This is a genomic window from Skermanella rosea, from assembly GCF_016806835.2.
Taxonomy (GTDB): domain Bacteria; phylum Pseudomonadota; class Alphaproteobacteria; order Azospirillales; family Azospirillaceae; genus Skermanella; species Skermanella rosea.
Map to the genome: position 1 here is coordinate 3388385 of NZ_CP086111.1, position 25200 is coordinate 3413584.

The 25200-nt window shown below is 67.2% G+C and carries 23 protein-coding genes; 8 read left to right on the forward strand and 15 right to left on the reverse strand.

Annotation, left to right across the window (positions count from 1 at the left end; all coding sequences use genetic code 11):
- Nucleotides 1-3: 3 nt before the first annotated feature.
- The 3 genes from pfkB to JL101_RS15750 are packed head-to-tail and all read left to right on the forward strand — an operon-like array spanning nucleotide 4 to nucleotide 3670.
- Nucleotides 4-1020 carry a 1-phosphofructokinase gene (gene pfkB, locus JL101_RS15740; protein ID WP_203097268.1) on the forward strand — a complete coding sequence of 339 codons (1017 nt, stop codon included), beginning with the start codon at nucleotides 4-6 and terminating at the stop codon, nucleotides 1018-1020.
- 33 nt (nucleotides 1021-1053) lie between these two features.
- Nucleotides 1054-2949, forward strand: coding sequence for a PTS fructose-like transporter subunit IIB (locus tag JL101_RS15745; RefSeq protein ID WP_203097269.1), 1896 nt, complete (start codon nucleotides 1054-1056; stop codon nucleotides 2947-2949).
- Between the two features lie 4 nt (nucleotides 2950-2953).
- Nucleotides 2954-3670 (forward strand): YoaK family protein, encoded by a 717-nt coding sequence (locus JL101_RS15750; RefSeq protein WP_203097270.1) that lies wholly within the window; start codon nucleotides 2954-2956, stop codon nucleotides 3668-3670.
- A gap of 48 nt (nucleotides 3671-3718) precedes the next feature.
- On the opposite strand, the gene JL101_RS15755 is transcribed toward JL101_RS15750, so the two are convergent.
- Nucleotides 3719-3949: a hypothetical protein gene (locus JL101_RS15755; protein WP_203097271.1), complete on the reverse strand. Its 231-nt coding sequence runs from the start codon at nucleotides 3947-3949 to the stop codon at nucleotides 3719-3721.
- Between the two features lie 176 nt (nucleotides 3950-4125).
- Between JL101_RS15755 and JL101_RS15760 the strand changes: the two genes are divergently transcribed.
- On the forward strand, nucleotides 4126-5133 hold the full coding sequence (locus tag JL101_RS15760; protein WP_203097272.1) for a glycosyl transferase family protein: 1008 nt from the start codon (nucleotides 4126-4128) through the stop codon (nucleotides 5131-5133).
- Between the two features lie 57 nt (nucleotides 5134-5190).
- On the opposite strand, the gene JL101_RS15765 is transcribed toward JL101_RS15760, so the two are convergent.
- Both JL101_RS15765 and JL101_RS15770 read right to left on the reverse strand, forming a co-directional pair.
- Nucleotides 5191-7044, reverse strand: coding sequence for an NYN domain-containing protein (locus JL101_RS15765; RefSeq protein WP_407697324.1), 1854 nt, complete (start codon nucleotides 7042-7044; stop codon nucleotides 5191-5193).
- Nucleotides 7045-7439: 395 nt separating this feature from the next.
- Nucleotides 7440-7862, reverse strand: coding sequence for a PAS domain-containing protein (locus tag JL101_RS15770; RefSeq protein ID WP_203097274.1), 423 nt, complete (start codon nucleotides 7860-7862; stop codon nucleotides 7440-7442).
- 436 nt (nucleotides 7863-8298) lie between these two features.
- On the opposite strand from JL101_RS15770, the gene JL101_RS15775 reads away from it, so the two are divergent.
- Nucleotides 8299-8490, forward strand: a complete 192-nt coding sequence (locus tag JL101_RS15775; RefSeq protein WP_203097275.1) for a hypothetical protein — start codon at nucleotides 8299-8301, stop codon at nucleotides 8488-8490.
- A 20-nt stretch (nucleotides 8491-8510) separates the two neighbouring features.
- Here the strand turns inward: JL101_RS15775 and JL101_RS15780 are convergent, their stop codons facing one another.
- From JL101_RS15780 to JL101_RS15790, 3 genes are all read right to left on the reverse strand, one after another.
- Entirely contained in the window at nucleotides 8511-9212 is a 702-nt protein-coding gene (locus JL101_RS15780; protein WP_203097276.1) for a hypothetical protein, read from the reverse strand.
- 201 nt (nucleotides 9213-9413) lie between these two features.
- Nucleotides 9414-10367 (reverse strand): aldo/keto reductase, encoded by a 954-nt coding sequence (locus tag JL101_RS15785; protein WP_203097277.1) that lies wholly within the window; start codon nucleotides 10365-10367, stop codon nucleotides 9414-9416.
- Nucleotides 10368-10482: 115 nt separating this feature from the next.
- Entirely contained in the window at nucleotides 10483-11937 is a 1455-nt protein-coding gene (locus JL101_RS15790; RefSeq protein WP_203097278.1) for an acetamidase/formamidase family protein, read from the reverse strand.
- Between the two features lie 231 nt (nucleotides 11938-12168).
- Between JL101_RS15790 and JL101_RS15795 the strand changes: the two genes are divergently transcribed.
- The 3 genes from JL101_RS15795 (at nucleotide 12169) to JL101_RS15805 (ending at nucleotide 15710) form a co-directional block, all read left to right on the forward strand.
- A complete protein-coding gene (locus JL101_RS15795; RefSeq protein ID WP_203097279.1) occupies nucleotides 12169-13206 on the forward strand; it encodes a serine hydrolase domain-containing protein in 1038 nt (345 codons plus the stop codon).
- 258 nt (nucleotides 13207-13464) lie between these two features.
- Complete coding sequence (locus JL101_RS15800; RefSeq protein WP_203097280.1) at nucleotides 13465-14274, forward strand: DUF2189 domain-containing protein; 810 nt, start codon at nucleotides 13465-13467, stop codon at nucleotides 14272-14274.
- 95 nt (nucleotides 14275-14369) lie between these two features.
- On the forward strand, nucleotides 14370-15710 hold the full coding sequence (locus JL101_RS15805) for a PQQ-dependent sugar dehydrogenase (RefSeq protein WP_203097281.1): 1341 nt from the start codon (nucleotides 14370-14372) through the stop codon (nucleotides 15708-15710).
- A 6-nt stretch (nucleotides 15711-15716) separates the two neighbouring features.
- On the opposite strand, the gene JL101_RS15810 is transcribed toward JL101_RS15805, so the two are convergent.
- The 9 genes from JL101_RS15810 to JL101_RS15850 all read right to left on the reverse strand — a co-directional run bounded on the left by JL101_RS15810 (nucleotide 15717) and on the right by JL101_RS15850 (nucleotide 25198).
- Nucleotides 15717-16136 (reverse strand): hypothetical protein, encoded by a 420-nt coding sequence (locus tag JL101_RS15810; protein ID WP_203097282.1) that lies wholly within the window; start codon nucleotides 16134-16136, stop codon nucleotides 15717-15719.
- 54 nt (nucleotides 16137-16190) lie between these two features.
- Nucleotides 16191-16907 (reverse strand): ABC transporter ATP-binding protein, encoded by a 717-nt coding sequence (locus tag JL101_RS15815; RefSeq protein ID WP_203097283.1) that lies wholly within the window; start codon nucleotides 16905-16907, stop codon nucleotides 16191-16193.
- Nucleotides 16904-17698, reverse strand: a complete 795-nt coding sequence (locus tag JL101_RS15820) for an ABC transporter ATP-binding protein (protein WP_203097284.1) — start codon at nucleotides 17696-17698, stop codon at nucleotides 16904-16906. The genes JL101_RS15815 and JL101_RS15820 overlap by 4 nt, the downstream gene beginning before the upstream one ends.
- Entirely contained in the window at nucleotides 17695-18537 is an 843-nt protein-coding gene (locus tag JL101_RS15825) for a branched-chain amino acid ABC transporter permease (protein ID WP_203097285.1), read from the reverse strand. Before JL101_RS15825 ends, JL101_RS15820 begins: the two co-directional genes overlap by 4 nt.
- 5 nt (nucleotides 18538-18542) lie before the next feature.
- A complete protein-coding gene (locus tag JL101_RS15830) occupies nucleotides 18543-19424 on the reverse strand; it encodes a branched-chain amino acid ABC transporter permease (RefSeq protein ID WP_201079586.1) in 882 nt (293 codons plus the stop codon).
- Between the two features lie 95 nt (nucleotides 19425-19519).
- Nucleotides 19520-20647, reverse strand: a complete 1128-nt coding sequence (locus JL101_RS15835; protein ID WP_203097286.1) for an ABC transporter substrate-binding protein — start codon at nucleotides 20645-20647, stop codon at nucleotides 19520-19522.
- Nucleotides 20648-20748: 101 nt separating this feature from the next.
- On the reverse strand, nucleotides 20749-22755 hold the full coding sequence (locus JL101_RS15840; protein WP_203097287.1) for an acetyl/propionyl/methylcrotonyl-CoA carboxylase subunit alpha: 2007 nt from the start codon (nucleotides 22753-22755) through the stop codon (nucleotides 20749-20751).
- Between the two features lie 5 nt (nucleotides 22756-22760).
- A complete protein-coding gene (locus JL101_RS15845) occupies nucleotides 22761-23552 on the reverse strand; it encodes an enoyl-CoA hydratase/isomerase family protein (RefSeq protein ID WP_203097288.1) in 792 nt (263 codons plus the stop codon).
- Between the two features lie 38 nt (nucleotides 23553-23590).
- Nucleotides 23591-25198, reverse strand: a complete 1608-nt coding sequence (locus JL101_RS15850) for a carboxyl transferase domain-containing protein (RefSeq protein WP_203097289.1) — start codon at nucleotides 25196-25198, stop codon at nucleotides 23591-23593.
- Nucleotides 25199-25200 lie beyond the last annotated feature (2 nt).

The following is a 25200-nucleotide window of genomic DNA, read 5'->3' on the forward strand; positions in this document are numbered from 1 at the left end:
GACATGGACAACCGCCAGACCATGGATACGGAAACCGCGGCGGATACCCGGGCGACCGATGCGGCGGATGCCGATATGACGGTGCGCGTCGCGACCGTCACCCTCAACCCGGCGATCGACCAGACCATCTCGATCCCCAACTTCACCGCCGGTCAGGTCAACCGCGTCGAGTGGGAACAGGCCGATCCCGGCGGCAAGGGCGTCAACGTGGCGGCCTTCCTCGCCGACTTCGGTTGCGCGGTCAGCGTCACCGGGTTCCTCGGCACCGACAACATCGAGATCTTCCGGAACTTCTTCGCCGAGAAGGGGATCGCCGACCGCTTCGTGACCGTGCCCGGCCGTACCCGCGCCAACGTGAAGATCCTGGACACGCCGAACAAGCGCATCACCGACATCAACCTGCCCGGCCTGCCCTTCTCGGCCGAGAACCTGACCTGGCTTCGGGGCGCCATAGACGCGCTGTCGATCGACCACGACTGGTTCGTGCTGTCGGGCAGCACGCCGTCGGGCACGCCCGAGACGGTCTATGCCGACATGGTCGCCGACCTGCGCGGGCGCGGCAAGAAGGTCGTCCTGGATGCCAGCGGCCCGGCCTTCGCGCAGGGCGTCGCGGCGCTGCCCTACGCGATCAAGCCGAACCTGGAGGAGTTGGAGGAGCTGGTCGGCCGCAGGCTGCCCGACGAGACGGCGATCCTGGCCGCGATCCAGGAATTGATCGACCGCGGCATCGGCTGCGTCGTCGTCTCCCTGGGGGCCGACGGCGCGATCTTCGCCGAAGGAACGGCCCGCCTCGCGGTCAGGCCGCCGGCGGTCATCGTGCGCAGCACCGTGGGAGCTGGGGACGCCATGGTCGCCGGATTCATCCTGGGCAAGCTCCGCGGCCTGGACCTGGAAGACTGCGCCAAGCAGGCGACCGCCTTCTCGCTCGGCACGTTGACGACCGTCGGACCGCACCTGCCGCCGCCGGAAACGATCGAGAAATCCATGGGCGAGATCGAGGTCCGGGTCATCGCCCCGTAGTCGCATTCCCGCTGCCGCCTGGAGAAGAGAAACATGAAGAAAGTCGTCGCCGTGACGGGTTCCAGGGCCTCCGCCGCCCACACCGCGATGGCGGCCGAAGCGCTGGAAGCCACGGCCGACATGCTGGGATACGACATCCGCGTCGAGCGCCTCGGCCCGGACGGGACCAGCGACCGGTTGTCCGACATCGAGATCCGCAATGCCGACGTGGTGATCCTGGCGACCGACCAGCCCGACGACCAGGGCCGGTTCGAAGGCAAGACCGTCCGCCGCGCCACGCCCAGCGAAGCGATCCGCCACACCGCGCGCCTGCTGCGGGAGGCCATCGGGGACCGGGATCTGCCGCCTGTCGCCGAGTTGGCATCTCCGGGAACCGTGCCGCTGGAGCCGCCACCCGCCGCCCGGCCTGCGCCGCCTCCCGACCCGGCGCCGCAGCCCTCCCGGGCCGCCACGCCGCCGCCCGCTCCGCCCGCCGCCACGCAAACGCCGAAGCGGATCGTGGCGATCACGTCCTGCCCCACCGGCATCGCCCACACCTTCATGGCGGCGGAAGCGCTCAACAAGGCCGCCCGCGCCCTGGGCCACCAGATCAAGGTCGAGACGCAAGGGTCTGTCGGCGCCGGCAATCCCCTGACACCCGAGGAGATCGAGGCCGCCGACGTGGTGATCATCGCGGCCGACACGAACGTGGCGCTGGACCGGTTCGCCCACAAGCGGGTCTATTCCACATCCACCGGCAGGGCGCTGAAGGGCGGGAAGGAAGTCATCACGACCGCCTTCGAGAAGGCCGAGATGCCGGGCGACGGGAGCGGAAACGCCCCGGCCGGCACCCAGCCCGCGATCGGCAGGAACCTCGCCGGCGAGGTCGAGCGGCTGAAGGCCGAGCGGTCGGCGCAGCGGACCGGCCCGTACAAGCACCTGATGACGGGGGTGTCCTACACCATCCCGGTGGTCGTCGCGGGCGGTCTCGCCATCGCGCTGTCCTTCATGTTCGGCATCGACGCGGCGAACCAGGAAGGCTCGCTCGCCGCGGCGCTGATGCAGATCGGCGGGCAGGCCGCCTTCGCCCTGATGGTGCCGGTCCTGTCCGGATACATCGCCTTCTCCATCGCCGACCGCCCGGGCCTCGCCCCCGGCCTGATCGGCGGCATGCTCGCCAGCCAGATCGGCGCCGGGTTCCTGGGCGGGCTGGCCTCCGGTTTCCTGGCGGGGTACATCGCGTATTATCTCAGAAGCTGGATCAGGCTGCCCCAGAACCTGGAGGGGCTGAAGCCGGTGCTGATCATACCGCTGCTCGCCAGCGTCGCGGTCGGCCTGCTGATGATCTACGTGGTCGGAACGCCGATCGCGGCGATCCTGTCCGGCCTGACCGCATGGCTAAGCGGCATGACCTCGGCCAACGCGGTGTTCCTGGGCCTTCTGCTGGGCGGCATGATGGCGGTCGACATGGGCGGTCCGGTCAACAAGTCGGCCTACACCTTCGCGGTCGGGCTGCTGGCCTCGCAGACCTACCTGCCGATGGCGGCCGTCATGGCGGCCGGCATGACCCCGCCGCTGGGATTGGCGCTCGCCACCATGCTCGCGAAGAACCGCTTCACCCCCGACGAGCGGGACGCCGGCAAGGCGGCCGCCGTGCTGGGCATCTCGTTCATCACCGAAGGCGCGATCCCGTTCGCCGCGAAGGACCCCCTGCGGGTGATCCCGCCGGCGATCGTCGGCTCCGCCCTGACCGGCGCCCTGTCAATGCTGTTCGGCTGCATGCTGCGGGCGCCCCACGGCGGGATCTTCGTGCTGGGCATCCCCAACGCGGTCACCAATGTCGGTTTCTACGCGCTGGCGATCGTGATCGGGACCGTGGTGACCGCCGGCTTGGTGATCGTCTTCAAGAAGCCGGGAACCGAAGCGACGCTGGGCGCCGAGGCGGCTTAGCCCCTTGACGCCGCCATCCGTCGGCGACTCCCCGGAATTCGGCCGGCTGGCCGTGATCCTGGCCTGGATTTCGGGATTCGTCGACGCCGTGGGATACATGCTGCTCGACCACATCTTCACCGCCAACATGACAGGCAACACGGTGCTGCTCGGCATCGACCTGGCGGAGGGAGACTGGAGCGAGGCCGCCCGCCACGCCGCCCCGCTGCCGCTTTTCGTGCTTGGCGCGTTCGCCGGGGCGACGTTGGTCGGCGGTCTGCTGAGGACGAGGTACGCCCGTGCGATCATCTTCGCCGTCGAGGGCGTCCTTATCGGCACTTTCTGGCTGGCCGGCTGGTGGTTCGCCGACGGCGCGACGGAAGGCTGGCGCTATTTCCTGATGGTCGGACTGCTGACGGTGGGAATGGGGATGCACAGCGTCGTCCTGCCCCGGGTGGCGGGAAAGGTGGTGCGGACCACCTTCGTGACCGGAACGCTGACGAGCCTGGCCGAAGAGGCGGCCACCGGCCTTGCCGGCCGACCGCGGGCCGTAGACGCGATCCAGTACCGGATCGTCCTCGCCGCCACTTGGACCGCCTATCTTCTCGGCGCGCTGGCCGGCGGCATCGCCGTGAGGGGCACCGGCTTCACCGCCGCGGCATTTCCGTTGACCCTCCTTGCCGCCCTTTCCCTGTTCGACGCGGGCGCGTCCCACGCGGACGGCAGGGCGGCAAGGGAGTGAAGGTCGGGCCTTGGCGGCGCGCCATGGTTCACTGCTTCACAGCCGCCATCAGGCTTTTCCGGGACCGGCCGAGCTGGGAACGTCGGTAGCCGGAGGGGTCAGGTCGGGATCGTCGCGACTGGCATCGTCGCTGTCGGGTGCGATGTCGGCGATGGCGTCATGGTCCAGCCGTTTCGCCTCCTCCACCAGTTCGATCCCTTCGCCTTTCTTGCCGGCTTTCGCCTTCTGCATGCCCTCGATAGCCATCTCGCGGGCTTGGTCCTGGTTGTCCTCGGCCATTGGGGCGTCTCCTTCACGAGGTCGGTCCGGAATCCGGATAAGACATCTGGAACGGAGTTGCGGCCGTGCTCGTTCCCACCATTTGCGACGTGATGCCGGCCATCGAACAAGATGCTGCACCGCACCAGCACGTCCGCTAGAATATCGTTGATGAAAATCGGGGAAAGTCACCGAGTATGCAGGAGCATCCGTTCGCCGAATATACGAGGGCTTTGGGAAAGGGACCGAAGCTGTTCCGCGACCTGGAGGAGCACGAGGCCGAAGCGGCCATGGCGATGGTCCTGCGCGGCGAGGTCGATCCTATCCAGCTCGGCGCCTTCCTTCTGCTGCTGAGGCGCAAGGGAGAGACGGGAGCCGAGCTTGCCGGATTCGTCAGGGCGGCGAAGTCGGTGCTCGCCCGGCCCGACGACCCGATCGTTCCCGACCTGGACTGGCCCTCCTACGCCGACCGGCACCGGCAGCAGCCCTGGTTCGTCCTGTCGGCGCTGCTGCTGGCGGCAGAGGGCATCAAGGTGCTGATGCACGGCATCGACGGCGGGGCGGAAGGGTACGCCCCGACCCCCGCCGCGCTCGCCCGGCTGGGCATCCATCCCTGTGGATCCCTGACCCAAGCGGCGGCCGAACTGCGGAACAGCAATTTCGCCTATATCAGGCTGCAGGATTTCTGCCCCGACCTGGAACGGCTGTTCCAACTCCGTCCGTTGCTGGGCGTGCGGACCGCGGTCAACACCTTCGCCCGCGACATCAACCCGCTGGACGCCCCTGCCCAGATCCAGAGCGTGTTCCATCCGCCCTACCGCCCGCTGCACCAGGAAATCGCGATCCGTCTGGGCCAGCCCCGCGCCGCCATTTTCAAGGGTATCGGCGGCGAGGCGCAACGCTCCCCCTTGAAGGAGTGCGTGGTCGCGACCGTCGAGGACGGCCAGGCGGCGGAGGAACTCTGGGCGCCCCGGCTCGCGGAACGGATGGAAACGACTTATCAATGGCGTGCCGAGGACCTGGATCCGCGCCACCCCGCCCTGCTGTGGGCAGGGGAGTTGGACAACCCGGTCGCCGAGCAGGCGGTCATCGCGACCGCAGCCGTGGGCCTGAGGGCCGTTGGCCGAGCCGCATCGATCGAGGAGGCCGAGGCGATGGCCGAGCGGCTGTGGCGGTCGCGCTCTCCGGGCCGGTTCCACACCTGACGCGCCCGGGAAGCATGGGAAACAGCCATCCGGTGCGGAACCGGTGGCGGGCCGCTGTCAAGCCGTCAGCAGCGGACCCGACTTCTCCTCCGTCGGCTCGGGATCGGGGGCCACGACGGGCGCCGCGGCTTCTCCACCCTTAAGGACGAAGCGCCAGGGCTGGCCGGGAGGTTGGGTGACCATCATCTCGGGGTGAAGATCGATGATCCTCTCGACCAGGATCCGGAGGTTGCCGCAGCCGAACCATGAGCGGTCGCCCCAGGTATTGACCTGCCTGACGATGCTGACCAGGTCGAGACCCGTCAGGGTCCCCTTCCCCGTCACCTCCTCGAGCACCCGGTCCGCGACCTCCCGGATCAGCGTCGGAAATTCGACGCCGGCGGGGGACGATGCCGAAGCCGAGCCACCCGCGCCCCGTCTCCCCGGCTGCAGGTCGCCCCAGGTCGCTCCGGTCAGCCATATCGCGAAGAGGGCGTGGTCGCGGTCGCTCAGCGTCAGCTGCGCGTTGGCACAGGTCTCGATGGCGTTTCGCATGAAGAAACGGGCGATCGCGCCCGGGTCCGCCTCGTCCTCGGTGAAGTTGAAGTCCGACATGGCCAAGCCGGTGACCACGTAGGAGATCGCCGCCTTGTCCACATCGACGCCGCCCTCCGCGCAGATCGCGGAAACCTGCCCTTCGAGGGCCAGCTGATCCTGGTAGGGCTCCCGTTCCAAGGCCTCCCCGATGGCGCGGAACAGCTTGGCGTAAGTGGCTGCCGGCAGGGGTGGCATGTCGGTGATCGAGGCGATGCGCCCGATGAAGTCCTGGAGTTCCTCGGCCTCCGTCTCGGTCGGCTGAACGGCGGCGTCGGGTCCCGCCGGCGGCTTGTGCCGCGAGCGATCGAACGCGAAGCCGGTGCCGGTGGTATCGATGCCGATATCCGGACCGCCGTTGGCGAGAATCAGCGCCTTCAGGGTGCCATGCCCCGCCCATTGGCGCTGCTCCTTGACCCAGTGACCCATGGTGCGGGTGACTGTCTGCCCCAGGGCGGCAAGGGCTACGGGCTTGTCCGACGCGCAAAGCTCGGCGCGCACGGCCGCCATGATGCGGCTCTTCAAGGCCGCGTCGTCCAATGCCGTCAAGTCCGATCCGGCGACGGGCGGCCCGGCGCCCTTCCATTCCACCCGCCAGTCCGCTTCGCCGATCGCCCTCAGTTCTAGGCCGGGCAGCAGGCTGCAGAGTTGTTCGACCAGGGAGCGCAAGTTGCCGAAGCCAAACCAGGAGCTGTTGGTGAACTGGGGAAACCTGCGCAACACCTCGTGCACGTCCCGACTGGCGACCGGTCCGCCGGAGCGCGCCTGATCGGCCAGCGCCCCGGCGACGCTGGGCAGGAGGGCAGCATAGCCGTCGCCGCGTCCGCCGGAGGTCGGGACCGGCGCCGCCGGGGACCCGAAGGCGGAACGCGCCTCTATTCCCAGGGCCTCCTCGACGAAGACGTTCTGGTCGATCACGGAATCGCAAGCCGCCCGGTACGCCGCGGCGGAAAACCGGCTGCTCCAGATGGCGGTGCGTCGGTCGTTGGCGCGCAGCCTCAGCAGGACCGGAGTGAAGTCGGCATCCGCGGACAGGATGATGAACTCGTCGATTCGGGTCGTGTGGGTCAGGGTGTCCAGGATATCCATCACCATCACGATGTCGGCACTGTTCTTGCCGCGCGACGTGACGGGCGGGCAGTCGATGACCGAGAACGCATTCCGACTGAAATAGGCCCGGTAGTTGCCGAATCCGGTGGCGGTCGGATTCAGGTAGCAGCGGCGGATAAGGATCGCGCGACGGGCCGCTTGAGGATTTCCCTCGTAAGCACCGCTTTCGAGCCACCTGAGCCAGCGAAGCGGATCGGTCGCGAAACGCTCGGCTGACTGCGGATTCACGTTCAAGAGGTTAATGTAGACGTTATCGAAATCGACGAAAACAGCTGTCTTTATACGACCGGAATCCTGCAACGCGCCTGCTCCCCGCTTTGCCGCCGCCCTTGTTTAGCGATGGCCTCGGCCTTCCCGGTCCCTGATGGGAATCGGCCAATCCGCATTTTCAACGGATTTAGTTTAATAATCAGTAATCGAGGTGGCTGCGGCTAAGGCTGCGGCGAAAACAACGACCGCGGGCGCGCTCACAGGATGATCGTCGCCCGGAGGGCAAGGAATATTATGGTTAACGTTTAATCAACCAATCCAGGGCCATAGTGTGCGGGCGCCATACTCGGTGCGGTTCTTCCTTGTAGACTTGGGCCCCGCGCGTCGTCCGCAGCGGGGCTCTTTTTTGGTCGTCACGCGATCCCGTTCCAGGATCGCTCGCGAGGGGGGACCTGCCAGATATCCAGGAAGCTCCAGACCATGTTCACCGTCTCGCCGTCGTCCGACAGCGGGAACAGGCTGTCCGTCAACCGGACGACGAGTTTGCTCTGCCCGACATAGGGGCGGTCGGTGAGCAGTGGCCGGCCTGTGGTTGCGACATACTCGTAATCCGCCCACCCCTTGTTACCGGGAATCAGGAACGGCAACTCGGAGAAGCGCATCCCCCGGAGATTCCTGGAGGTGATCTTGTCGATCGCCGTGCCCAGCAGCCTGAAGCGGAAATCCAGGGGATTGCGCAGCACCTCGACCAGCGCCGTGGACGACAGGAGGCGTGGAATCTCCACCGGATCGATGTCGGCCCGTGACGGCATGCGGCGGTCGCCGCGTTTGGCCATCCAGTAGGTCCAGGCTTCCGCTACGAGAGGCGACGAAACCGACGGAAAACCCTCGAGACTGCTCCTGGCGTACTCTGCCCAGACACCGATCAAACGTCACCTCAGCTTCACGCGTATCGGATCAGCTTATCGCCACGCTTCCGAACACGCATTGGTCAGGCATTTTCCATTGAAACGTTATAAATAAATATAATCACGGTACAAAATCTTACCCAGTCCAAACACGATATTGACGAGTCAAGATTGTGCAATGCTCTTCCTTCGGTACTATGACCGTAATCACAGCCATGGCTCCTGTCCGATGAGATGATTCGGTCCATTGTCTCGACTCGCCACGAATCCGAATTTCGATTGTTGAGTCAAGACCGGATCAAGCGGGAGACGATATATGTGCGTTCAAACGACTGAAACGGCAGGGCTTCGGACGATCAGGACATTGGCTGTCGTACTGGCGTGCTCCTTCGGCTACGCGGCGGGTGCCGTGGAGCAGGCGGCGGTCGGCGATCCCTGGCCGGCCGCGGTCCGCGCCGACACTGCCGAAAAACCGGCCCCGCGCGAGGCATACATACCGGCCGCCGCCACCCGTTCCCAGCCCAGCCCGCCGAAGCGGGTCGAAAAGCTCCTCTGAGCCCCGGGCCGCCGGTCCGGTCAACTCAGATCGTACCATACTCCATGCTCCCGGCATATCGTACCGACCCCACCGCGCGAGACGGCGCCGTGGGAATATTCACGGATCACGGTACGGCATGTGACCGCGGGGCTCCGCCCATTCTCGCCCTTCGATGTTTCGGCAGCCCCGATCGAGACGACGCCGCTGGCACCCGTCGCCGGGTTGCTCCATGCCAGCTTCGATCCGGCGGGTTCCTCCACCAGCTTCAGCAGTGCCGCAGCCTCGCGGGGACGATCCTCGTCGGGCACCAGGGCGGTCTCGGCACGGGTCGCTTCGCTCGCGGCATAGGCGGCGTCGACCTCGATCTGCGCCGCCTGCGCCGCCATCAGCTTGTCGTGCGCGGAAATCGCGCCGTCGGCCATCGACGGCAAGCCGGTGACCATCATCGCGCCGCCGGTCGCCATCGCGACCATCATCCGCCGCGCCACGGCCGGACCATGCTCCGCGGCGATCTCGGTCAGGGCTTCGCGCACGAGATCCGGCGGCCGAGGTCCCGTCACGATGCCGGACGCCAGCGTGGACAGCGGAACGCCGACGGTGTCGAGCGGCCTCTCGTCGGTTGCCATGGCTTCCGCATACCGCGCGGCGGCATCGTCGAACAGCGCGTTGATCCCCGTACGCTCCGCCACCCGGTCGAACACGCCCGTCCTCTGGACGGCGGAGTAGGCCTGATCGGTCATCTGTTCGACCGCACAGCCGGACATCAGGAGAGCGCCCGCGAGCGCCGCCCCGGCCAGCGGCCGGAGCGGGGACTTGGATGGGGTACGCCTGGAAATCGAAAACTTTGAACCGGTACCGGTTTTCACGGTCGCATCCTGTCGCAGTCACCTGTCGGAAGGGCCGTGAGGTGTCTCACATAACTGGTTAACGTATGGTTCCGCTCACCCTCCACTCGCCTTGTCTAAGCGATCGATCGATGCACGATCAAGGGTGAGCCGTGCCGCCGCGGTCAGGTCCTTCAATTGTTCCAGGCTGGTCGCGCTGACGATCGGCGCCGTCAGCCCGGGGCGGGCGATCAGCCATGCCAGCGCGACCTGGGACGGATTGGCATCGTGCCGCGCCGCGACCTCGTCCAGTGCCGCCAGGATCGCCCGGCCGCGGTCGTTCAGGTACTTGCTAACGACGCCCTCGCCGCGCGGGCTCTTGCCGGCATCCTCGGGCGAGCGGTACTTGCCGGACAGGAAGCCGCTGGCCAGCGAATAATAGGAGATCACGCCGAGCTGGTTCTCGCGGCAGATGCCCTCCAGTTCGGCCTCGTATCCGGCACGGTCGAACAGGTTGTATTCCGGTTGAAGCGATTCATAGCGGGCGAGGCCCGGCTTGCCGCCGACCTCGAGCGCCTCGCGGAGGCGCGCCGGGCTGAGGTTGGAGGCACCGACCGCCCTGACCTTGCCCTGGTCGATCAGGTCCTGGTACACCGCCAGCGTGTCCTCGAACGGTGTATCCGGATCGTCCCAGTGGGACTGGTACAGGTCGATATAGTCGGTCCGGAGACGGCGCAGGGAGTCCTCGACGGCGGTCCGGATGTAGGCCGGTGCCAAGCCCTTCTTCCCCGGTCCCATCTCCGAACCGACCTTGGTCGCGATCACCAGCCTGTCGCGGTCGGCCCGGCCCTTGAGCCAGTTCCCGATGATGGTTTCCGACTCGCCGCCCTTGTTGCCGGGAACCCAGGTCGAATAGGAATCCGCAGTGTCGATGAAATTGAAGCCCTGCTCGACGAAGGCGTCGAGCAGCCGGTGGGAGGTCGGCTCGTCGATCGTCCAGCCGAACACGTTGCCGCCGAAGCAGAGCGGGACGACCGTCAGGCCGGACCGGCCGAGTTGCCGCTTTTCCATGTCATCAGTCCCAGGTATCGGTGAGGGATAGCGAAGCGCCGGCGGCGCTTCGCCGTTTCATCCAGCGAACACCGAGCCGGTGGAGACGTTCCGTTCCCGGAAGGTCCCTGTCGGATCAGACATCGGCCGCGGAGAAGATCGACTTCTTGATGATCGCATGGACGCCCCAGTTGCCGTCCACCACCTGGGTGATGCCGAAATCGACGCCCAGCGACATCAATGAAATGGCTTCGTCCTCGGTCAGCCCCTTCGCGTTCATCAGGAACCGGCGCATCTTCCGGAAGGCGTCCCGGAGGGCGAGATCCACGGACGACTTCTCGTAGATCGCCGACTGGGCGCTGGATCCCAGCTGCTCCAGGTAGTTCGGATAGCTGAACCCGTGCATCACCCAATCCTCCGCCGTTTCCAGCATCGGATAGTCCAGCCCTTCCAGGGCGGTGCCGGCCAGATCGGCGGCCTTGTGCAGGATGAACTGGAATGTTCCGGTGAAGGAACATTCGATCGCCGTACCGCACAGTTCCGAATCGCCCTGGGAGGCGTGCGGGTCCCCGGCAGAGAACAGGGCGCCCGGCACGGCGACCGGGTAATACATGGTCGCCCCTTTGCCAAGCCGCCAATTGTCCATGTTGCCGCCGAAATAGGCGGGAGGAACGGAATCGACGAGCTCCGCCTCCCGGGGGGCGACACCGAGGACCCCGAAATGCGGGCGTACCGGGATGCGGATGCCTTTCAGCACGTCGAAGTTCTTCTGGATCGTCGAGTGATCGACGGGAACGCCGGGATAATCGATCTTGCCATGGACGACCCCGAACGGGTCCGTCTGCGGCGTCCAGCGGTAATTATAGACGGCCTTGGCCCAGTTCCTCTCCCCCCGCGCGTCGATCTCGTAGATCGTTATGACCTCGCGCTCCTTGGGCTCGGTCAGCAGGTCCTTGTAGTGATAGCCCCACCACGCGGCGGCATTGACCCCGAAGGTCTTGCCGGCGAATTCCGGGTTCGCGCTGGGCCGCGGCTTCATGTCCACGATGCGGACCTCCAGCACGTCGCCGGGCTCGGCGCCCCGGATCGCCACCGGGCCGGTGCAGATGTGAACGCCGAACCCCTCGCCGGCCCCACGGCCGTGGATCGAGGCATCCATCGGGCCGGCGCCCCGGCGATCGACGTTCTTCTTCTCCCGTGTCCAGTGGAAGACGCTTTCGGCACCGGGATCGCCCGTCACCATCCGCTCGGCATCGTCGTTGGCATGGTGGGTCAGCGTCTCTATCGTGACGAAATCGCCAGGCGAAATTTCGACGCGCGGCTTCAGGCTCTTGCTGAAGTAACCCCAGTGCACCGTGTCGGCCGTGGCCGGCAGGTAGTGGTGGCTGATCCGCTCCGGCTGCCGCACCTGCGCCGCCGCCGCCATCGCGGGGGTGACGAGCGACAGTCCGCCGGCTCCCAGAACGCCGGCGCCGCCTGCGGCGGCAAAGGCGCTCTTCAGGAAAGTCCGGCGCTCATGATCCATCGTATTCAGGAAAGCCCGGCGATGCTCCTCGAAATCCGGGCAGTTGCGGTCGTCACCTTGGCACATTTTCTTGCTTCTCCGCTCTGGTCCAGGCCCACCATGCGCAGGGGCCTGCTGTGCGCCCGCGCGCATAATACCGTATGCAAGCGTCGGGCCTGTATGCGGGGACGGCAGAGATCCTTCGGCGATATGACAGGTCGTGCCTATGGAAGCGGCATAGGGACCCTTGCCGGTGCAGCCCATTGCCGTGTTCGCGACCATGGTTGACGCGAAAGGGCGGCGGGCCAATTAAGCTTCATGCTGTCGTTCCTTCATCCTGTCCGGGCGTTCCTCGTTCCGGCGCTTCTGATACTCGGCCTCTTCGCGGTCGTTTCCCCTGCATCCGGCCAACCGGCCCGGCCGATTGACCGGGCGGTGCTGGACGGGGCGCTCGCACAGGCCGCCGACCTGCCGGCCCTCCGCTCGCTGATCGTCGCCCGGGACGGCGTCCCGGTCGTGGAGCATGTCTTCGACGGACCAAGCCTGGACCGTCCGGTGAACGTGAAGTCGCTGTCGAAGACCGTGATCGCGGCGCTGACCGGCATCGCCATCGACCGGGGCGTCTTCGAGGGAGTCGATCAGCCGATCGTCGAGATCCTGGGAAGCCGGGTGCCCGCCGGTGCCGATCCGCGGCTGGAACGGGTGACCATCGATCACCTGCTGGCGATGCGCTCCGGGCTGGAGCGGACATCAGGCCCCTTCTATGGCCGATGGGTGACCAGCCGCGATTGGGTGAGCTTCGCCCTGGCGCGCCCCTTCGTCGACGAGCCGGGCGCCGGCATGCTCTATTCGACAGGAAATTCGCACATCCTGTCCGCCGCCCTGACCCGAGCGGCGGGGCGCAGCACCCTGGCCCTGGCACGCGACTGGCTCGGCGAGCCGCTGGGCATCGACGTGCCGGCATGGCAGCGCGATCCGCAGGGCATCTATTTCGGCGGCAACAACATGCTTCTGTCGCCCCGCGCCCTGCTTCGCTTCGGTGAGCTTTACCGCAATGGCGGCGTGGCGGACGGCCGCCGCATCCTGTCGGAAGGTTGGATCCGCGCCTCCTGGACCCCGCAGGCTCGATCAGTGCATACCGGGGACAGCTACGGCTATGGTTGGTTCATTCGGGAGATGCAGGGGCATACCGTCTATTACGCCTGGGGCTATGGCGGGCAGATGCTGTATGTCGTGCCTGACCTGGGACTCACCGTAGTCATGACTTCCGACCCGGACTCGCCCTCGGGGCGGACCGGCTATGTCCGGGACCTGCATGCGGTGATGGCGGACGGAATTATTCCGGCTGCGAAATAGCCTAGGCACCATGGCTGTCCAAACGTTCGGATACCCCCTGCCCCGGTTTTTCCCGACCGGCACCGCCCACTGGCCCCGGTTGTACTGGTCTGTCGCCTCAACAATGATAGATTCGGTTATCAGGGATACGGTCGGCGGCACCCGGCCAGGGTGACCGCACGGTCCGGCCCACAGGTCGACGGCCGATGAATCGTGCCACCTGCGTAATGACCGCAGCATGACCGCTTCTGACGGCCGCTCTCACAGGGAGGCAGGAAGATGGCGAACAGAACGGCGACGAACGGATCTTCGATCCGGGAAGTGGCTTACGGCGAAGCCTATCCCGGCGTGCGCAAGATCGATTTGAACGATATCAGGGACGCTTTGTCGAAGGGTGTCGACGATTTCCTCGCGACGCCCACGCAGTTGCTTTTCCTCGGCATCATCTATCCGCTGGTCGGACTGGTCGCCGCCCGCTGGGCCTATGGCGCCGACCTCCGCCCGCTGCTCTACCCGATGATCGCGGGACTGACGCTGATGGGGCCGGTCGCCGCCATCGGCATCTACGAACTCAGCCGGCGCCGCGAACAGGGCAAGCCCGTCTCCTGGCTGAATGCCTTCGACGTGTTGAAATCCCCGGCGATCGGCTCGATCATGGTGCTGGCCGTCGGACTGGCGGCGCTGTTCGTCGCGTGGCTGGCCGCCGCCTCCGCGATCTACGAGGCGACACTGGGCGCGTCCATGGCGGCACCGGAGGGCGGGTTCCTGTACCGCGTCTTCAACACGGCCGAGGGATGGCAGATGATCCTCCTCGGCAACCTGGTGGGGTTCCTGTTCGCCGTGGTGGTGCTGGCGACCTCCGTGGTGTCCTTCCCGCTGCTGTTGGACCGCGACGTCGGGCCGGCCGCCGCGGTCAAGACCTCGCTCCGGGCGGTCATGGCCAACCCCGTCCCGATGGCGGCCTGGGGCCTCGTGGTCGCCGTGTCCATCGCGGTCGGATCCGTGCCCTTCTTCGTCGGCCTGGCGGTCGTGATGCCGATCCTGGGTCATGCCACCTGGCACCTCTACCGCAAGGTCATCGTGAACTGATCAACTCAGTGTGATTGGAAAAGCGCCGGGCGGAACAGCTTTACGGGTTACGTGTTGTTCCTGAAGACACCTATAGATTTCAGGAACATCGCGAAATGCGCACGCTCCCCACTGCCTCGTTCCTTCTCGCCGCGGCAGGGCTGACCCTGGCCGGCTGCGGCGAGAACGCGTCGCTTCCTGTTTCGGCCGGCACGGGGCCGAACCCGGAACTGCCGGCTCCCAACGAGGAGTCGCCGATCCCCACGGTCCACATCGCCCCGGCGAAGGGCTGGCCGGAGGGCGCCAAGCCGACGGCGGCCCAGGGCCTCGGCGTGACCGAGTTCGCCGCCGGCCTGGATCATCCCCGCTGGCTCCACGTGCTACCCAACGGCGACGTCCTGGTGGCCGAGTCCAACGCCCCGCCCAAGGACGAGAACGGCGGGATCAAGGGCTGGGTCATGAACCTGGTGATGAGCAGGGCCGGTGCCGGCGTGCCCAGCGCCAACCGGATCAGCCTGCTGCGCGACGGCGACGGCGACGGCATCGCCGAGACCAAGACCGCGTTCCTCGAAAATCTGTTCTCGCCGTTCGGCATGTTCCTGGTCGGCAACGACCTGTACGTGGCGAACGCCGACGCGATCGTGCGCTTCCCGTACGAGGAAGGCCAGACGAAGATCACGGCGCCGGGGACCAAGGTGGTCGACTTGCCGGCCGGCATCAATCATCACTGGACCAAGAACGTCATCGCCAGCCCGGACGGCAAGCTGCTGTACGCGACCGTCGGCTCCAACAGCAATGTCGGCGAGAACGGCATGGAGATCGAGGAAGGCCGCGCCGCGATCTGGGAGATCAACCCGCAGACCGGCGAACATCGAATCTTCGCTTCCGGCCTGCGCAATCCGAACGGGATGGACTGGGAACCGACCACCGGCATGCTGTGGACCGCGGTCAACGAGCGCGACGAGATCGGCGGCGACCTGGTGCCCGACTACATGACGTCGGTCCAGGACGGCGGCTTCTACGGCTGGCCCTACAGCTACTATGGCCAGAACGTGGATGTCCGGGTCGAGCCCCAGCGGCCCGACCTGGTCGAGAAGGCGATCGTCCCGGACTACGCGCTCGGGCCCCATACGGCATCCCTGGGACTCGCCTTTTCCGACGAGAACACTCTGACCGACCAATTCTCCAACGGCGTCTTCATTGGACAGCACGGATCGTGGAACCGGAAGCCGCGCAGCGGCTATAAGGTCATCTTCGTCCCCTTCGCCGACGGCAAGCCGTCGGGCGATCCGGTCGACGTGCTGACCGGCTTCGTCAACGATCAGGGCGACGCGCTGGGCCGGCCGGTAGACGTGGCGCCCGACGGCAAGGGCGGGCTGCTGGTGACCGACGACGTGGGCAATCGGGTCTGGCGCGTCAGCGCCGACACGACCGTGGGCCAGGCGGCCCAGCGGTAAGCTTGCTCAGGGCACGATACCGGCCATTCGGGCCAGGGTCAGGCGCCAGCCCCGCAAGCTCCTGACCCGCTGGCCGATCTCCGCGGCGCTGCGCAGTTCCTGGCTCTCCAGGCGGCTGCGCAGCTTCGCCATCTGGTGCTGGTCCCGCTGCCGGGCCATGTCGTCGTCGGACAGCGCCTCTCCTCGACTGGGCGGCGGGGCGGAAGCGTCGAAGCTGCCGCCGGCTCGGCGCAATGCGGCGGCCGGGTCGGCGCCGTCCCGCATCATTTCCGCCGCCTTCTCGATGAAGGGCCTGGCCGCTTCAGGCACGCGGACGGTGACGCTGGTCAGCCCGTCGGCATCTGCGGGCCGCTGAACCGGCGCCGGTGTCCGTGTCGCCCGGGTTTTCTGTCGCGCCGCACCGCGGTTGCTGTTTCGTGCCATCATTCACCGATCGCTGGACATCCCGCCGAGATACCGCGGGAATATCAGATTAAGTCGTCAATGGCCACCCAGATAGGCCGCGGCAACCTGCGGGTTTTCGGCGATCTCCGGCCCCGGACCCTGCAGCGTTATCGTGCCGCTCTCCAGCACATAGGCATAGTCGGCGATCTCCAGGGCGGCTTGGGCGTTCTGCTCGACCAGCAGGATGGTCGTTCCTTCGCGTTTGAGGTCGGCGATGATCCGGAAGATCTCCTCAACGAACAAGGGGGCCAGCCCCATGCTCGGCTCGTCCAGCAGCAGCAGGCGGGGTGCGCCCATCAGCGCGCGGCCCATGGCGAGCATCTGCTGCTCGCCGCCCGACAGCAGGCCGGCTTGCTGGGCCAGCCGCTCGCGCAGGCGGGGAAAGCGCTCCAGCACGCGGTCGCGGCGCTTGGCGTACTCGGACGCACCGGGCGCCTGGAGCCCGCCGAGTTGGAGATTCTCGTCCACGGTCATCTCGGCGAAGACCTGCCGACCCTCCGGGACTTGCCGGATGCCCAGCCGGGCGATGCGGTGAGCGGCACTGCCGGTGATGTCGGCGCCGTCGAAGCGGACGGTACCGGCCGTCGGCTTCAGCAGGCCGGCCAAGCCGCGCATGGTGGTGGTCTTGCCGGCCCCGTTGGCGCCGATCAGGCAGACCACGCCGCCGACCGGGACAGACAGGTCGATCCCCTTGACCGCCGTGGTCCTGCCATAGCCCAGGTGAAGGCCGGATACTTCGAGAAGAGTGCTCATGCGCCGTGCGCCTTCGCCAGACGTTCGGCAACCTTGGTGCCGAGATAGGCCTCGATCACGGCCGGATCGTCGCGCACCTCGCGGGCGGTGCCCTCGGCGATCTTGCGGCCGAAGTTCAGCACGGTGATGCGGTCGCACAGGTCCATGACGAAGCCCATGTTGTGCTCGACCAGCAGCAGCGTGATGTCGCGCCGGGCCACTTGACGGAGCAGCGCCGCGAGGTCGCGGGTCTCGGTCGGGTTCATGCCGGCGGCGGGTTCGTCCAGCAGCAGCAGGCGCGGATTGCCGGCCAGGGCGCGGGCGATCTCCAGCCGGCGCTGGTCGCCATAGGACAGGTCGCCGGACCGCAGCCCCGCCTTGTCGGCGAGACGCACGAACTCCAGCAATTCCATCGCCTTCGCCTTGGCCGCCCGTTCTTCCCGCCGGAACGCGGGCAGGCGCAGCAGCGCCGCGAGGCCGGAGGAGTCCAGGCGCGTGTGCATCCCGGTCATGACGTTCTCGACCACCGTCATGTCGGAGAACATGCGGATATTCTGGAACGTCCGGGCGACGCCCATCCGCGTCCGCTCGTACGGCGCCGCCCCGGTGATGTCGTGCCCGTCGAGCGTCAGGGTGCCCGAGGTCGGCGGCAGCAGACCCGAGACCAGGTTGAAGAACGTCGTCTTGCCGGCCCCGTTGGGGCCGATGATGCCGTGGACGGAACCCGCCGCCACATCGACGTCGACCTCGTTGACGGCCAGCAGCCCGGTGAACTGCTTGGAGATCTGCCGGGCGGAAAGCAGGATGGTCATGGCGCCCGCCTCAGCCTGAAGGGAATGACGCCGCGCGGCAGGAACAGCACCGCGACGACGATGATCAGCCCGTTGATCACCAGTCGGAAGTCCTGGAGCGGACGCAGCACCTCGGGCAGCGCCGTCAGGATCATGGCGCCGATCACCGGGGCGATCGGGGTGCCGATGCCACCCAGCAGCGCGAAGCTGAGGATCGTAACGGCCATCTCGAAACCGAATTCATTGGGGCCGATGAAGCTGTTGCTGTGCGCCGTCAGGCATCCGGCCAACCCCGCCAGCATGGAGGAGACGATCAGCGCCCCCAGCTTGTAGCGCGGCAGGTTGACGCCCATGACGCCGGCCACCGCCTCGTCCTCGCGCATCGCCTCCATGGCGCGGCCGATCTTCGACCGCCCGACCATCCAGAAGCCGACGACGCCGAGCAGGAGCAGCAGGTAGATCAGCCACAGGTCCGCCTTGCGCGGGATGCCGGACAGACCCAGCGCGCCGCCGGTCAGCCCTTCGGCATTGATGTAGAGGACGCGCAGAACCTCGCCCAGCGCGATGGTGGAGATCGCGAGATAGACGCCGCTGAGCCGCAGCGTCGGGCCGCCGATCACCAGCGCTACCAGGGCCGGCGCGAGCGCCGACAGCGGCAGGACCAGCCAGAACGGCAGCCCCAGCTTCAGCGTCAGCAGCGCTCCGGTATAGGCGCCGATCCCCATGAAGGCGGCCTGCCCCAGGGAGAGCTGCCCCACGGCCATCACGCAATACATCGACAGGGCCAGCAGCCCGTGGACCCCGAGGGCGTGGATCAGCGTCTCGTAGGTGAACAGGAAATCGTCGAGCCAGATGGGCATTGGTGTCAGGCCCTCTTCGCCTGGGCGCGGCCGAACAGGCCGACCGGGCGGAACCACAGGGTCAGCACCAGGATGGTGAAGGCGACCGCCTCCCTGGCATTGGACGAGATGTAGCCGGCGGTCAGCACTTCCAGCAGGCCCAGCAGCACGCCGGCGATCAACGCGCCGCGGATGTCGCCCAGGCCGCCGATGATGATGACGGCGAAGCCCCGGAGCATCATGTGCTCGCCCATGAAAGGCTGGATCGCGTTGAAGTTCAGGCCGATCAGGACGCCCGCCGCCCCGCCCAGCATGCCGGACAGGAAGGAGACGGCGGCGACGGTCAGGCCGACATTGATGCCCATCAGGCGGGCGGCATCCTCGTTCTCCGCCAGGGCGCGGATCATCAGGCCAAGCTTGGTGCGCTGGAGCAGCACGAACAGCAGGGCCACCAGCACCAGCGTGGTGCCGATGATCAGGATCTGCACCGTGGAGATCCGGACATCACCGAATTCCAGGGCGGAGTTGTCGACGAAGCCGAAGGGGAAGCGCTGGATGTCGGTGCCGATGAAGACCGCCATCAGCGAGTAGAGCGCCAGCACCGCGCCCAGCGTCACCATCAGCGACGCCAACTCACCGGCCTTGGCCCGGCGCAGCCGCGTCAGCAGGAGCCAGTCCGCGACGACGGCCACCAGCCCGGCCGCAACCGCGCCAAGCGGCAGCGCCACCCAGATGTTGGCGCCAAGCTCGCGCGCGGCGGTCAGGGCCACGAAGGCGCCGACCGAGAAATAGAAGCCATAGGTCAGGTTGATGACCCGGAGCACGCCGAAGATCAGCGTGAACCCCAGCGCGAAAAGCGCGTAGGTCGATCCCAGCACCAGGCCGTTGACCAATTGTTGGGACAGCATGGAAGGTAGGCGCCATATACAAGTCGAGAAACGTCCCGCAAAGCGGAAGCCCGCCGTGAGGGCGGGCCTCCCTTAGCACGGTGCGCAGGCTGGAACTACTCCAGTATTTCGAACCGGCCGTTTTTCATGGACAGCACGACGACGCCTTCGTTCGAGGCCGGGTCGCGGCCCTCGGTGAAGGTGAACGGCCCCATGACGCCGTTGAAGTCGGTCTTGTAGAGCGCCTGGCGGATCTTATCGCTCTCGGCCGCACCCGCCCGGTCGATCGCCTGGGCCACGATGTACATCGTGTCATAGGCCTGGGCCGCGAACTGGTCCGGGTCCTTGCCATTCCGCTTCTTGTAATCGGCCACGAACCTCTGGTTCGCCTCGTCCTTCTTGGCGATGAACCAGGGGCTGCCGACCAGCAGGCCATCGGCCGCGGCACCGGCGATTTCCCCCAGCTTCGGCGAGTTGGCGCCGTTGCCGCCGATGAAGCGGACGCTGCTGGGAATGCCGAGCTGGCGCGCCTGGAGGACAACTCCGGAGATCGGCTCGACCAGCGCCGAGATCGTGATGGCGTCGACGCCGAGGCCCTTGATCTTGGTCAGCTGGGCCGAGAAGTCGGTGTCCTTGCTGCCGAAGGTCTCGATCGTCGCGATCTCCAGCCCCAACTCCTCCGCCGCGGCTTTCATGCTGTCGAAGCCCGACTTGCTGAAGGCGTCGTCGTTCGCGTACATCATCGCGATTTTCTTGATGCCGAACTTCTCCTGCGCCGTCTTCAGCGTGACCGGGACGACGTCGGATTCCGGCAGCGACGTGCGGAAGATGAACGGGCCGATCTCGGTGATGCCCTTGGCCGTGGTCGAGGTGCCGACCGTGACCACCTCGCGGCCGTTGGTGACCGGGCCGACGGCGAACATCTCGTTGGACAGCGTCGGGCCGATCACGACCGGCACCTTGTCGCGGCCGACCAGCTTGCGCGCGGCGTTCACCGCCTGGTCCTTGTTGCCGGCCGAGTCCTCGACGATGAGCGCCAGCTTCTTGCCGCCGAGCACGCCGCCCTTGGCGTTGATCTCGTCCATCGCCAGTTCGAGCCCGCCCTTGATGGCGGTGCCGTAGGCGGCACTCGGCCCGGACAGGATCTCGATGGCGCCGATGGTCACCGTCTCCTGCGCCATGACAGGCGTCGCCAGGAGCGAACCGAGCGCGATCGCCCCTACCGTCGCAAGCATCCTGGACATGTTATTTCTCCCTGAGTTTTCCCGCTGGGCCGGAACTTGTCCGGCCTGCTTCTAAAATGCAAGCTCCGACCTGCGGACCTGCAGTTCCTGGGCCGGCGGATTCACGGCGTCGAGGTCTCCGCGAAGCCGATCAGCTCGGCGCCGTCCTCGACTTGGTCGCCGACGGCGTAGCGGACCTTCTCGACGGTGCCGTCAGCGGGCGCCTTGATGGTGTGCTCCATCTTCATCGCCTCCATCACCACCAGCGGCTGGCCCTTGGTGACCACGGCTCCAGGTTCGGTCAGCACGGCGATGATCTTGCCTGGCATAGGGGCGATCAGGCGGCTGCCCGGCGCTTCCGCGGCGTCGGCCCCGGCCAGCGGCTCGATCAGGGTCAGGCGGTGGCTACCATGCTCGCGGAAGACGGCGATATCGGCGCCCCGGCGGACGACGGTGCCCTCCAGCCGCCGGCCGCCCAGGTCGGCGGACAGCGTGCCGTCGCGGGCGAGCCGGCCCGACGCCTCGACGGTGCCGCCGGGAAGATCGAGCCGGTAGCTGCCGCGGCGGTAGATCAGATGGACCGGCCGGTCCGTCCCTCCGTCGCGGAACGTCAGCGTGTCGTGGGCGTCATCGTTCAGCCGCCAGCCGTCGCTGCCCGCCCACGGGCTGTACGGGTCGGCCGATGCCGCCGCCACGGCCCGCGCCTTGGCCGAGCGGTCCAGCAGCACCGCGAGCGACGCCAGCGCCAGCACCTCGTCGTCGGCCGGGGCGGGTTCGGGCAGCAGGTCGTCCTGGTACCGCTCGATGAACTTGGTGTCGAGATCGGCCGCGAGGAACGCCGGATGGGAGGCGATGGCCAGCAGGAAGTCGGTGTTCGCCGCCAGTCCGACCACCTGGGTCGCGGCCAGGGCGCCGCGCAGCTTGCGCACCGCGGCCGCCCGGTCCTCCCCTTTGACGATCAGCTTGGCGATCATCGGGTCGTAATGGATCGAGATGGTGTCGCCCGCGCGCACCCCGGTATCGGTCCGAATGCCGAAATCGAGCGGCGGAAAGACCAGATGGTCCAGGCGGCCGGTCTGCGGCAGGAAGCCCTTCTGCGGGTCCTCGGCATAGAGCCGGACCTCGATCGCGTGGCCGTGGATGTGCAACTGGTCCTGGGTCCGCGGCAGCGGCTGGCCGGAAGCGACGCGGAGTTGCCATTCCACCAGGTCCTGGCCGGTGATGTACTCCGTCACCGGATGCTCGACCTGAAGGCGGGTGTTCATCTCCATGAAGAAGAAAGAACCGTCCTCGTCCAGCAGGAACTCCACCGTTCCCGCCCCGACATACCCGATCGCCCGGGCGGCGGCCACGGCGGCCTCGCCCATGCGGCGGCGGGTGTCCGGGTCCAGGTTGGGGGCCGGCGCCTCCTCCACCACTTTCTGGTGGCGGCGCTGGATCGAGCAGTCGCGCTCGAACAGGTAGACGCAGCCGCCGTGGGTGTCGGCGAAGACCTGGATCTCCACGTGGCGCGGCCGGGTGACGTAACGCTCGATCAGCACGCGGTCGTCGCCGAAGGCGTTGATCGCCTCCCGCTTGGCGCCGTTCAGCTGGTCGTCGAACTCCTCCGGTCCGGCGACCACCCGCATGCCCTTGCCGCCGCCGCCGGCCGACGCCTTGATCAGCACCGGGTAGCCGATGCGGCTGGCTTCGGCGCGCAGCAGGTCCGGGTCCTGGTCCTCCCCATGATAGCCCGGCACCAGCGGAACGCCGGCCTTCTCCATCAGCGCCTTCGCCTCGGACTTGCCGCCCATGGCGCGGATCGCCGACGCCGGCGGGCCGATGAAGACGACGCCGGCCCGTTCGCAGGCTTCGGCGAAGCCGGCATTCTCCGACAGGAAGCCGTAGCCGGGATGGATCGCCTCGGCGCCGGAACGCTTCGCCACTTCCAGGATGGCGTCGCCGCGCAGATAGCTCTCGCGGGCCGGCGCCGGACCGATGTGCCAGGCCTCGTCGGCCATTTCCACATGCAGGGCGCCGGCATCCGCGTCGGAATAGACCGCGACGGTGCGGATGCCGAGCTGCTTGGCGGTACGGATGACCCGGCAGGCGATCTCGCCGCGGTTGGCGATCAGGATCTTGGAAAACATGGTGTCTACCTCGCCGTCCAGGCCGGCTTGCGCTTTTCGAGGAACGCCGCCAGACCCTCGCGCCCTTCGGACGAGGCGCGGATGGTGGCGATGCGTTCGGCGGTGTCACGGATCACGGCGGCGTTCACGGGCCGGTGCGCGACGGCGAAAATCAGGTCCTTGGCCGCCTTCTGCGCGGCGGGTCCGCCATCGGCCAAACGCGCCAGGACGCTGTCCAGCGTCTCGTCCAGCTTGTCCGCCGGGACCACCTGATGGACCAGCCCGATGCGCAGCGCCTCGTCGGCGGCGAACCGCTCCGCCGTCAGGAAATAGCGCCGCGACGCCCGCTCGCCGATCGCCGCCACCACATAGGGTGATATGACGGCCGGGATCAGGCCCAGCTTGACTTCCGACAGGCTGAAGGAGGCCCCTTCGGCCGCGATCGCGATGTCGCAGCAGGCGACCAGCCCGACCCCGCCGCCGAAAGCGGCGCCCTGCACCACCGCGACGGTGGGCCGGGGCAGGAAGTTGAGGGTCCGCATCAGCTCGGCCAGACCCTCGGCGTCGCGCAGGTTCTCGTCAGGGCCGTAGCCGGCCATCCGCTGCATCCAGCCGAGGTCGGCCCCGGCCGAGAAGCTTTTCCCCGCGGCCCGAAGCACGACCGCACGCACCCGGTCGTCCTCGCCCAGGCGCCGCAGGGTCGCGGTCATCTCGGCGATGACCTGATCGTTGAAGGCGTTGTGGACCTCCGCCCGGTTCATGGTGACGGTGGCGATCCCGTCGTCCCGGATGTCGGTCAGGATGCTGGTGCTGTCCATCGGCGTTTCCTCCCTGCCTTTTGCCCTGCCCTTTCCCATCACATTCGGAACACGCCGAACTTCGGCGGCGGGATCGGGGCGTTGAGGGCGGCGGAGATGCCGAGGCCGAGGGTCATTCGGGTATCGGCCGGGTCGATGATGCCGTCGTCCCACAGCCGGGCGCTGGCGTAATAGGGATGGCCCTGGTGCTCGTACTGCTCGCGGATCGGCGCCTTGAACGCCTCCTCCTCGTCGGCGCTCCAGCTCTTGCCCTGGGATTCCATGCCGTCGCGCCGGACCTGGGCCAGCACGCCGGCGGCCTGCTCCCCGCCCATCACCGAGATGCGGGAGTTGGGCCACATCCAGAGGAAGCGGGGACCGAACGCCCGGCCGCACATGCCGTAATTGCCGGCGCCGAAGCTGCCGCCGATCACGACCGTGAACTTGGGCACCTGAGCGCAGGCGACCGCCGTGACCAGCTTGGCGCCGTCCTTGGCGATGCCGCCGGATTCGTACTTCTTGCCGACCATGAAGCCGGTGATGTTCTGGAGGAACACCAGCGGGATGCCGCGTTGGCAGCATAGCTCGATGAAATGGGCGCCCTTCAGCGCCGACTCCGAGAACAGGATGCCGTTGTTGGCGATGATGCCGACGGGGTAGCCGAAGATGTGGGCGAAGCCGCAGACCAGCGTGGTGCCGTAGAGTTGCTTGAACTCGTCGAACTCGGAACCGTCCACGATCCGGGCGATCACCTCGCGCACGTCGAAGGGCTTCCGCGTGTCGCTCGGGATGATGCCGTACATCTCTTCGGCGGCGTAGAGCGGCTCGGCCGGGGCGCGCAGTTCCACCTGGGGCCGCTTCGGCCGGTTCAGGTTGCCGACGATCCGCCGCGCGATGCTCAGCGCGTGGGCATCGTTCAGCGCGTAGTGGTCGGTCACGCCGGAGGTCCGGCTATGGACGTCGGCTCCGCCCAGATCCTCCGCCGAGACGACCTCGCCGGTCGCGGCCTTCACCAGCGGCGGGCCGCCGAGGAAGATGGTGCCCTGTTTCCGCACGATGATCGACTCGTCGCTCATGGCCGGGACATAGGCGCCGCCCGCCGTGCAGCTTCCCATCACCACCGCGATCTGCGGGATGCCCTGGGCCGACATGGTGGCCTGGTTGTAGAAAATGCGGCCGAAATGGTCCCGGTCGGGGAACACCTCATCCTGGTTCGGCAGGTTGGCGCCGCCGCTGTCCACCAGATAGATGCAGGGAAGGTTGTTCTCCCGGGCGATCTCCTGGGCGCGCAGGTGCTTCTTGACGGTCAGCGGGAAATAGGTCCCGCCCTTGACCGTCGCGTCGTTGGCGATCACCACGCATTCCCGCCCCGACACCCTGCCGATGCCGGTCAGGATGCCGGCGGCGTGGATCGGCTCATCGTAGACCCCGTGGGCCGCCAGCTGGGAGAATTCCAGGTACGGCGTGCCGGGATCGAGCAGCGTACGGACGCGGTCGCGCGGCAGCAGTTTGCCGCGGGAAAGATGGCGGTCGCGGGCTTTGGCCCCTCCCCCCTGCTTGACCTCGTGGACCTTGTCGCGCAAGTCGGCGACCAGCCCGCGCATCGCCTCGGCGTTGTCGGCGAAGGCGGAGTCGCGGGTGTCGATGGCGGATTTCAGGATTGTCATGG

Excerpts from the sequence above, each read along its gene's own strand:
- pfkB (WP_203097268.1), top strand. The coding sequence starts at position 4 with ATGGACAACCGCCAGACCATGGATACGGAAACCGCGGCGGATACCCGG.
- JL101_RS15745 (WP_203097269.1), top strand. The coding sequence starts at position 1,054 with ATGAAGAAAGTCGTCGCCGTGACGGGTTCCAGGGCCTCCGCCGCCCAC.
- JL101_RS15755 (WP_203097271.1), bottom strand. The coding sequence starts at position 3,949 with ATGGCCGAGGACAACCAGGACCAAGCCCGCGAGATGGCTATCGAGGGC.
- JL101_RS15760 (WP_203097272.1), top strand. The coding sequence starts at position 4,126 with ATGCAGGAGCATCCGTTCGCCGAATATACGAGGGCTTTGGGAAAGGGA.
- JL101_RS15770 (WP_203097274.1), bottom strand. The coding sequence starts at position 7,862 with ATGGCCAAACGCGGCGACCGCCGCATGCCGTCACGGGCCGACATCGAT.
- JL101_RS15780 (WP_203097276.1), bottom strand. The coding sequence starts at position 9,212 with ATGACCGATCAGGCCTACTCCGCCGTCCAGAGGACGGGCGTGTTCGAC.
- JL101_RS15785 (WP_203097277.1), bottom strand. The coding sequence starts at position 10,367 with ATGGAAAAGCGGCAACTCGGCCGGTCCGGCCTGACGGTCGTCCCGCTC.
- JL101_RS15790 (WP_203097278.1), bottom strand. The coding sequence starts at position 11,937 with ATGTGCCAAGGTGACGACCGCAACTGCCCGGATTTCGAGGAGCATCGC.
- JL101_RS15795 (WP_203097279.1), top strand. The coding sequence starts at position 12,169 with ATGCTGTCGTTCCTTCATCCTGTCCGGGCGTTCCTCGTTCCGGCGCTT.
- JL101_RS15800 (WP_203097280.1), top strand. The coding sequence starts at position 13,465 with ATGGCGAACAGAACGGCGACGAACGGATCTTCGATCCGGGAAGTGGCT.
- JL101_RS15805 (WP_203097281.1), top strand. The coding sequence starts at position 14,370 with ATGCGCACGCTCCCCACTGCCTCGTTCCTTCTCGCCGCGGCAGGGCTG.
- JL101_RS15810 (WP_203097282.1), bottom strand. The coding sequence starts at position 16,136 with ATGATGGCACGAAACAGCAACCGCGGTGCGGCGCGACAGAAAACCCGG.
- JL101_RS15815 (WP_203097283.1), bottom strand. The coding sequence starts at position 16,907 with ATGAGCACTCTTCTCGAAGTATCCGGCCTTCACCTGGGCTATGGCAGG.
- JL101_RS15820 (WP_203097284.1), bottom strand. The coding sequence starts at position 17,698 with ATGACCATCCTGCTTTCCGCCCGGCAGATCTCCAAGCAGTTCACCGGG.
- JL101_RS15825 (WP_203097285.1), bottom strand. The coding sequence starts at position 18,537 with ATGCCCATCTGGCTCGACGATTTCCTGTTCACCTACGAGACGCTGATC.
- JL101_RS15830 (WP_201079586.1), bottom strand. The coding sequence starts at position 19,424 with ATGCTGTCCCAACAATTGGTCAACGGCCTGGTGCTGGGATCGACCTAC.
- JL101_RS15835 (WP_203097286.1), bottom strand. The coding sequence starts at position 20,647 with ATGTCCAGGATGCTTGCGACGGTAGGGGCGATCGCGCTCGGTTCGCTC.
- JL101_RS15840 (WP_203097287.1), bottom strand. The coding sequence starts at position 22,755 with ATGTTTTCCAAGATCCTGATCGCCAACCGCGGCGAGATCGCCTGCCGG.
- JL101_RS15845 (WP_203097288.1), bottom strand. The coding sequence starts at position 23,552 with ATGGACAGCACCAGCATCCTGACCGACATCCGGGACGACGGGATCGCC.
- JL101_RS15850 (WP_203097289.1), bottom strand. The coding sequence starts at position 25,198 with ATGACAATCCTGAAATCCGCCATCGACACCCGCGACTCCGCCTTCGCC.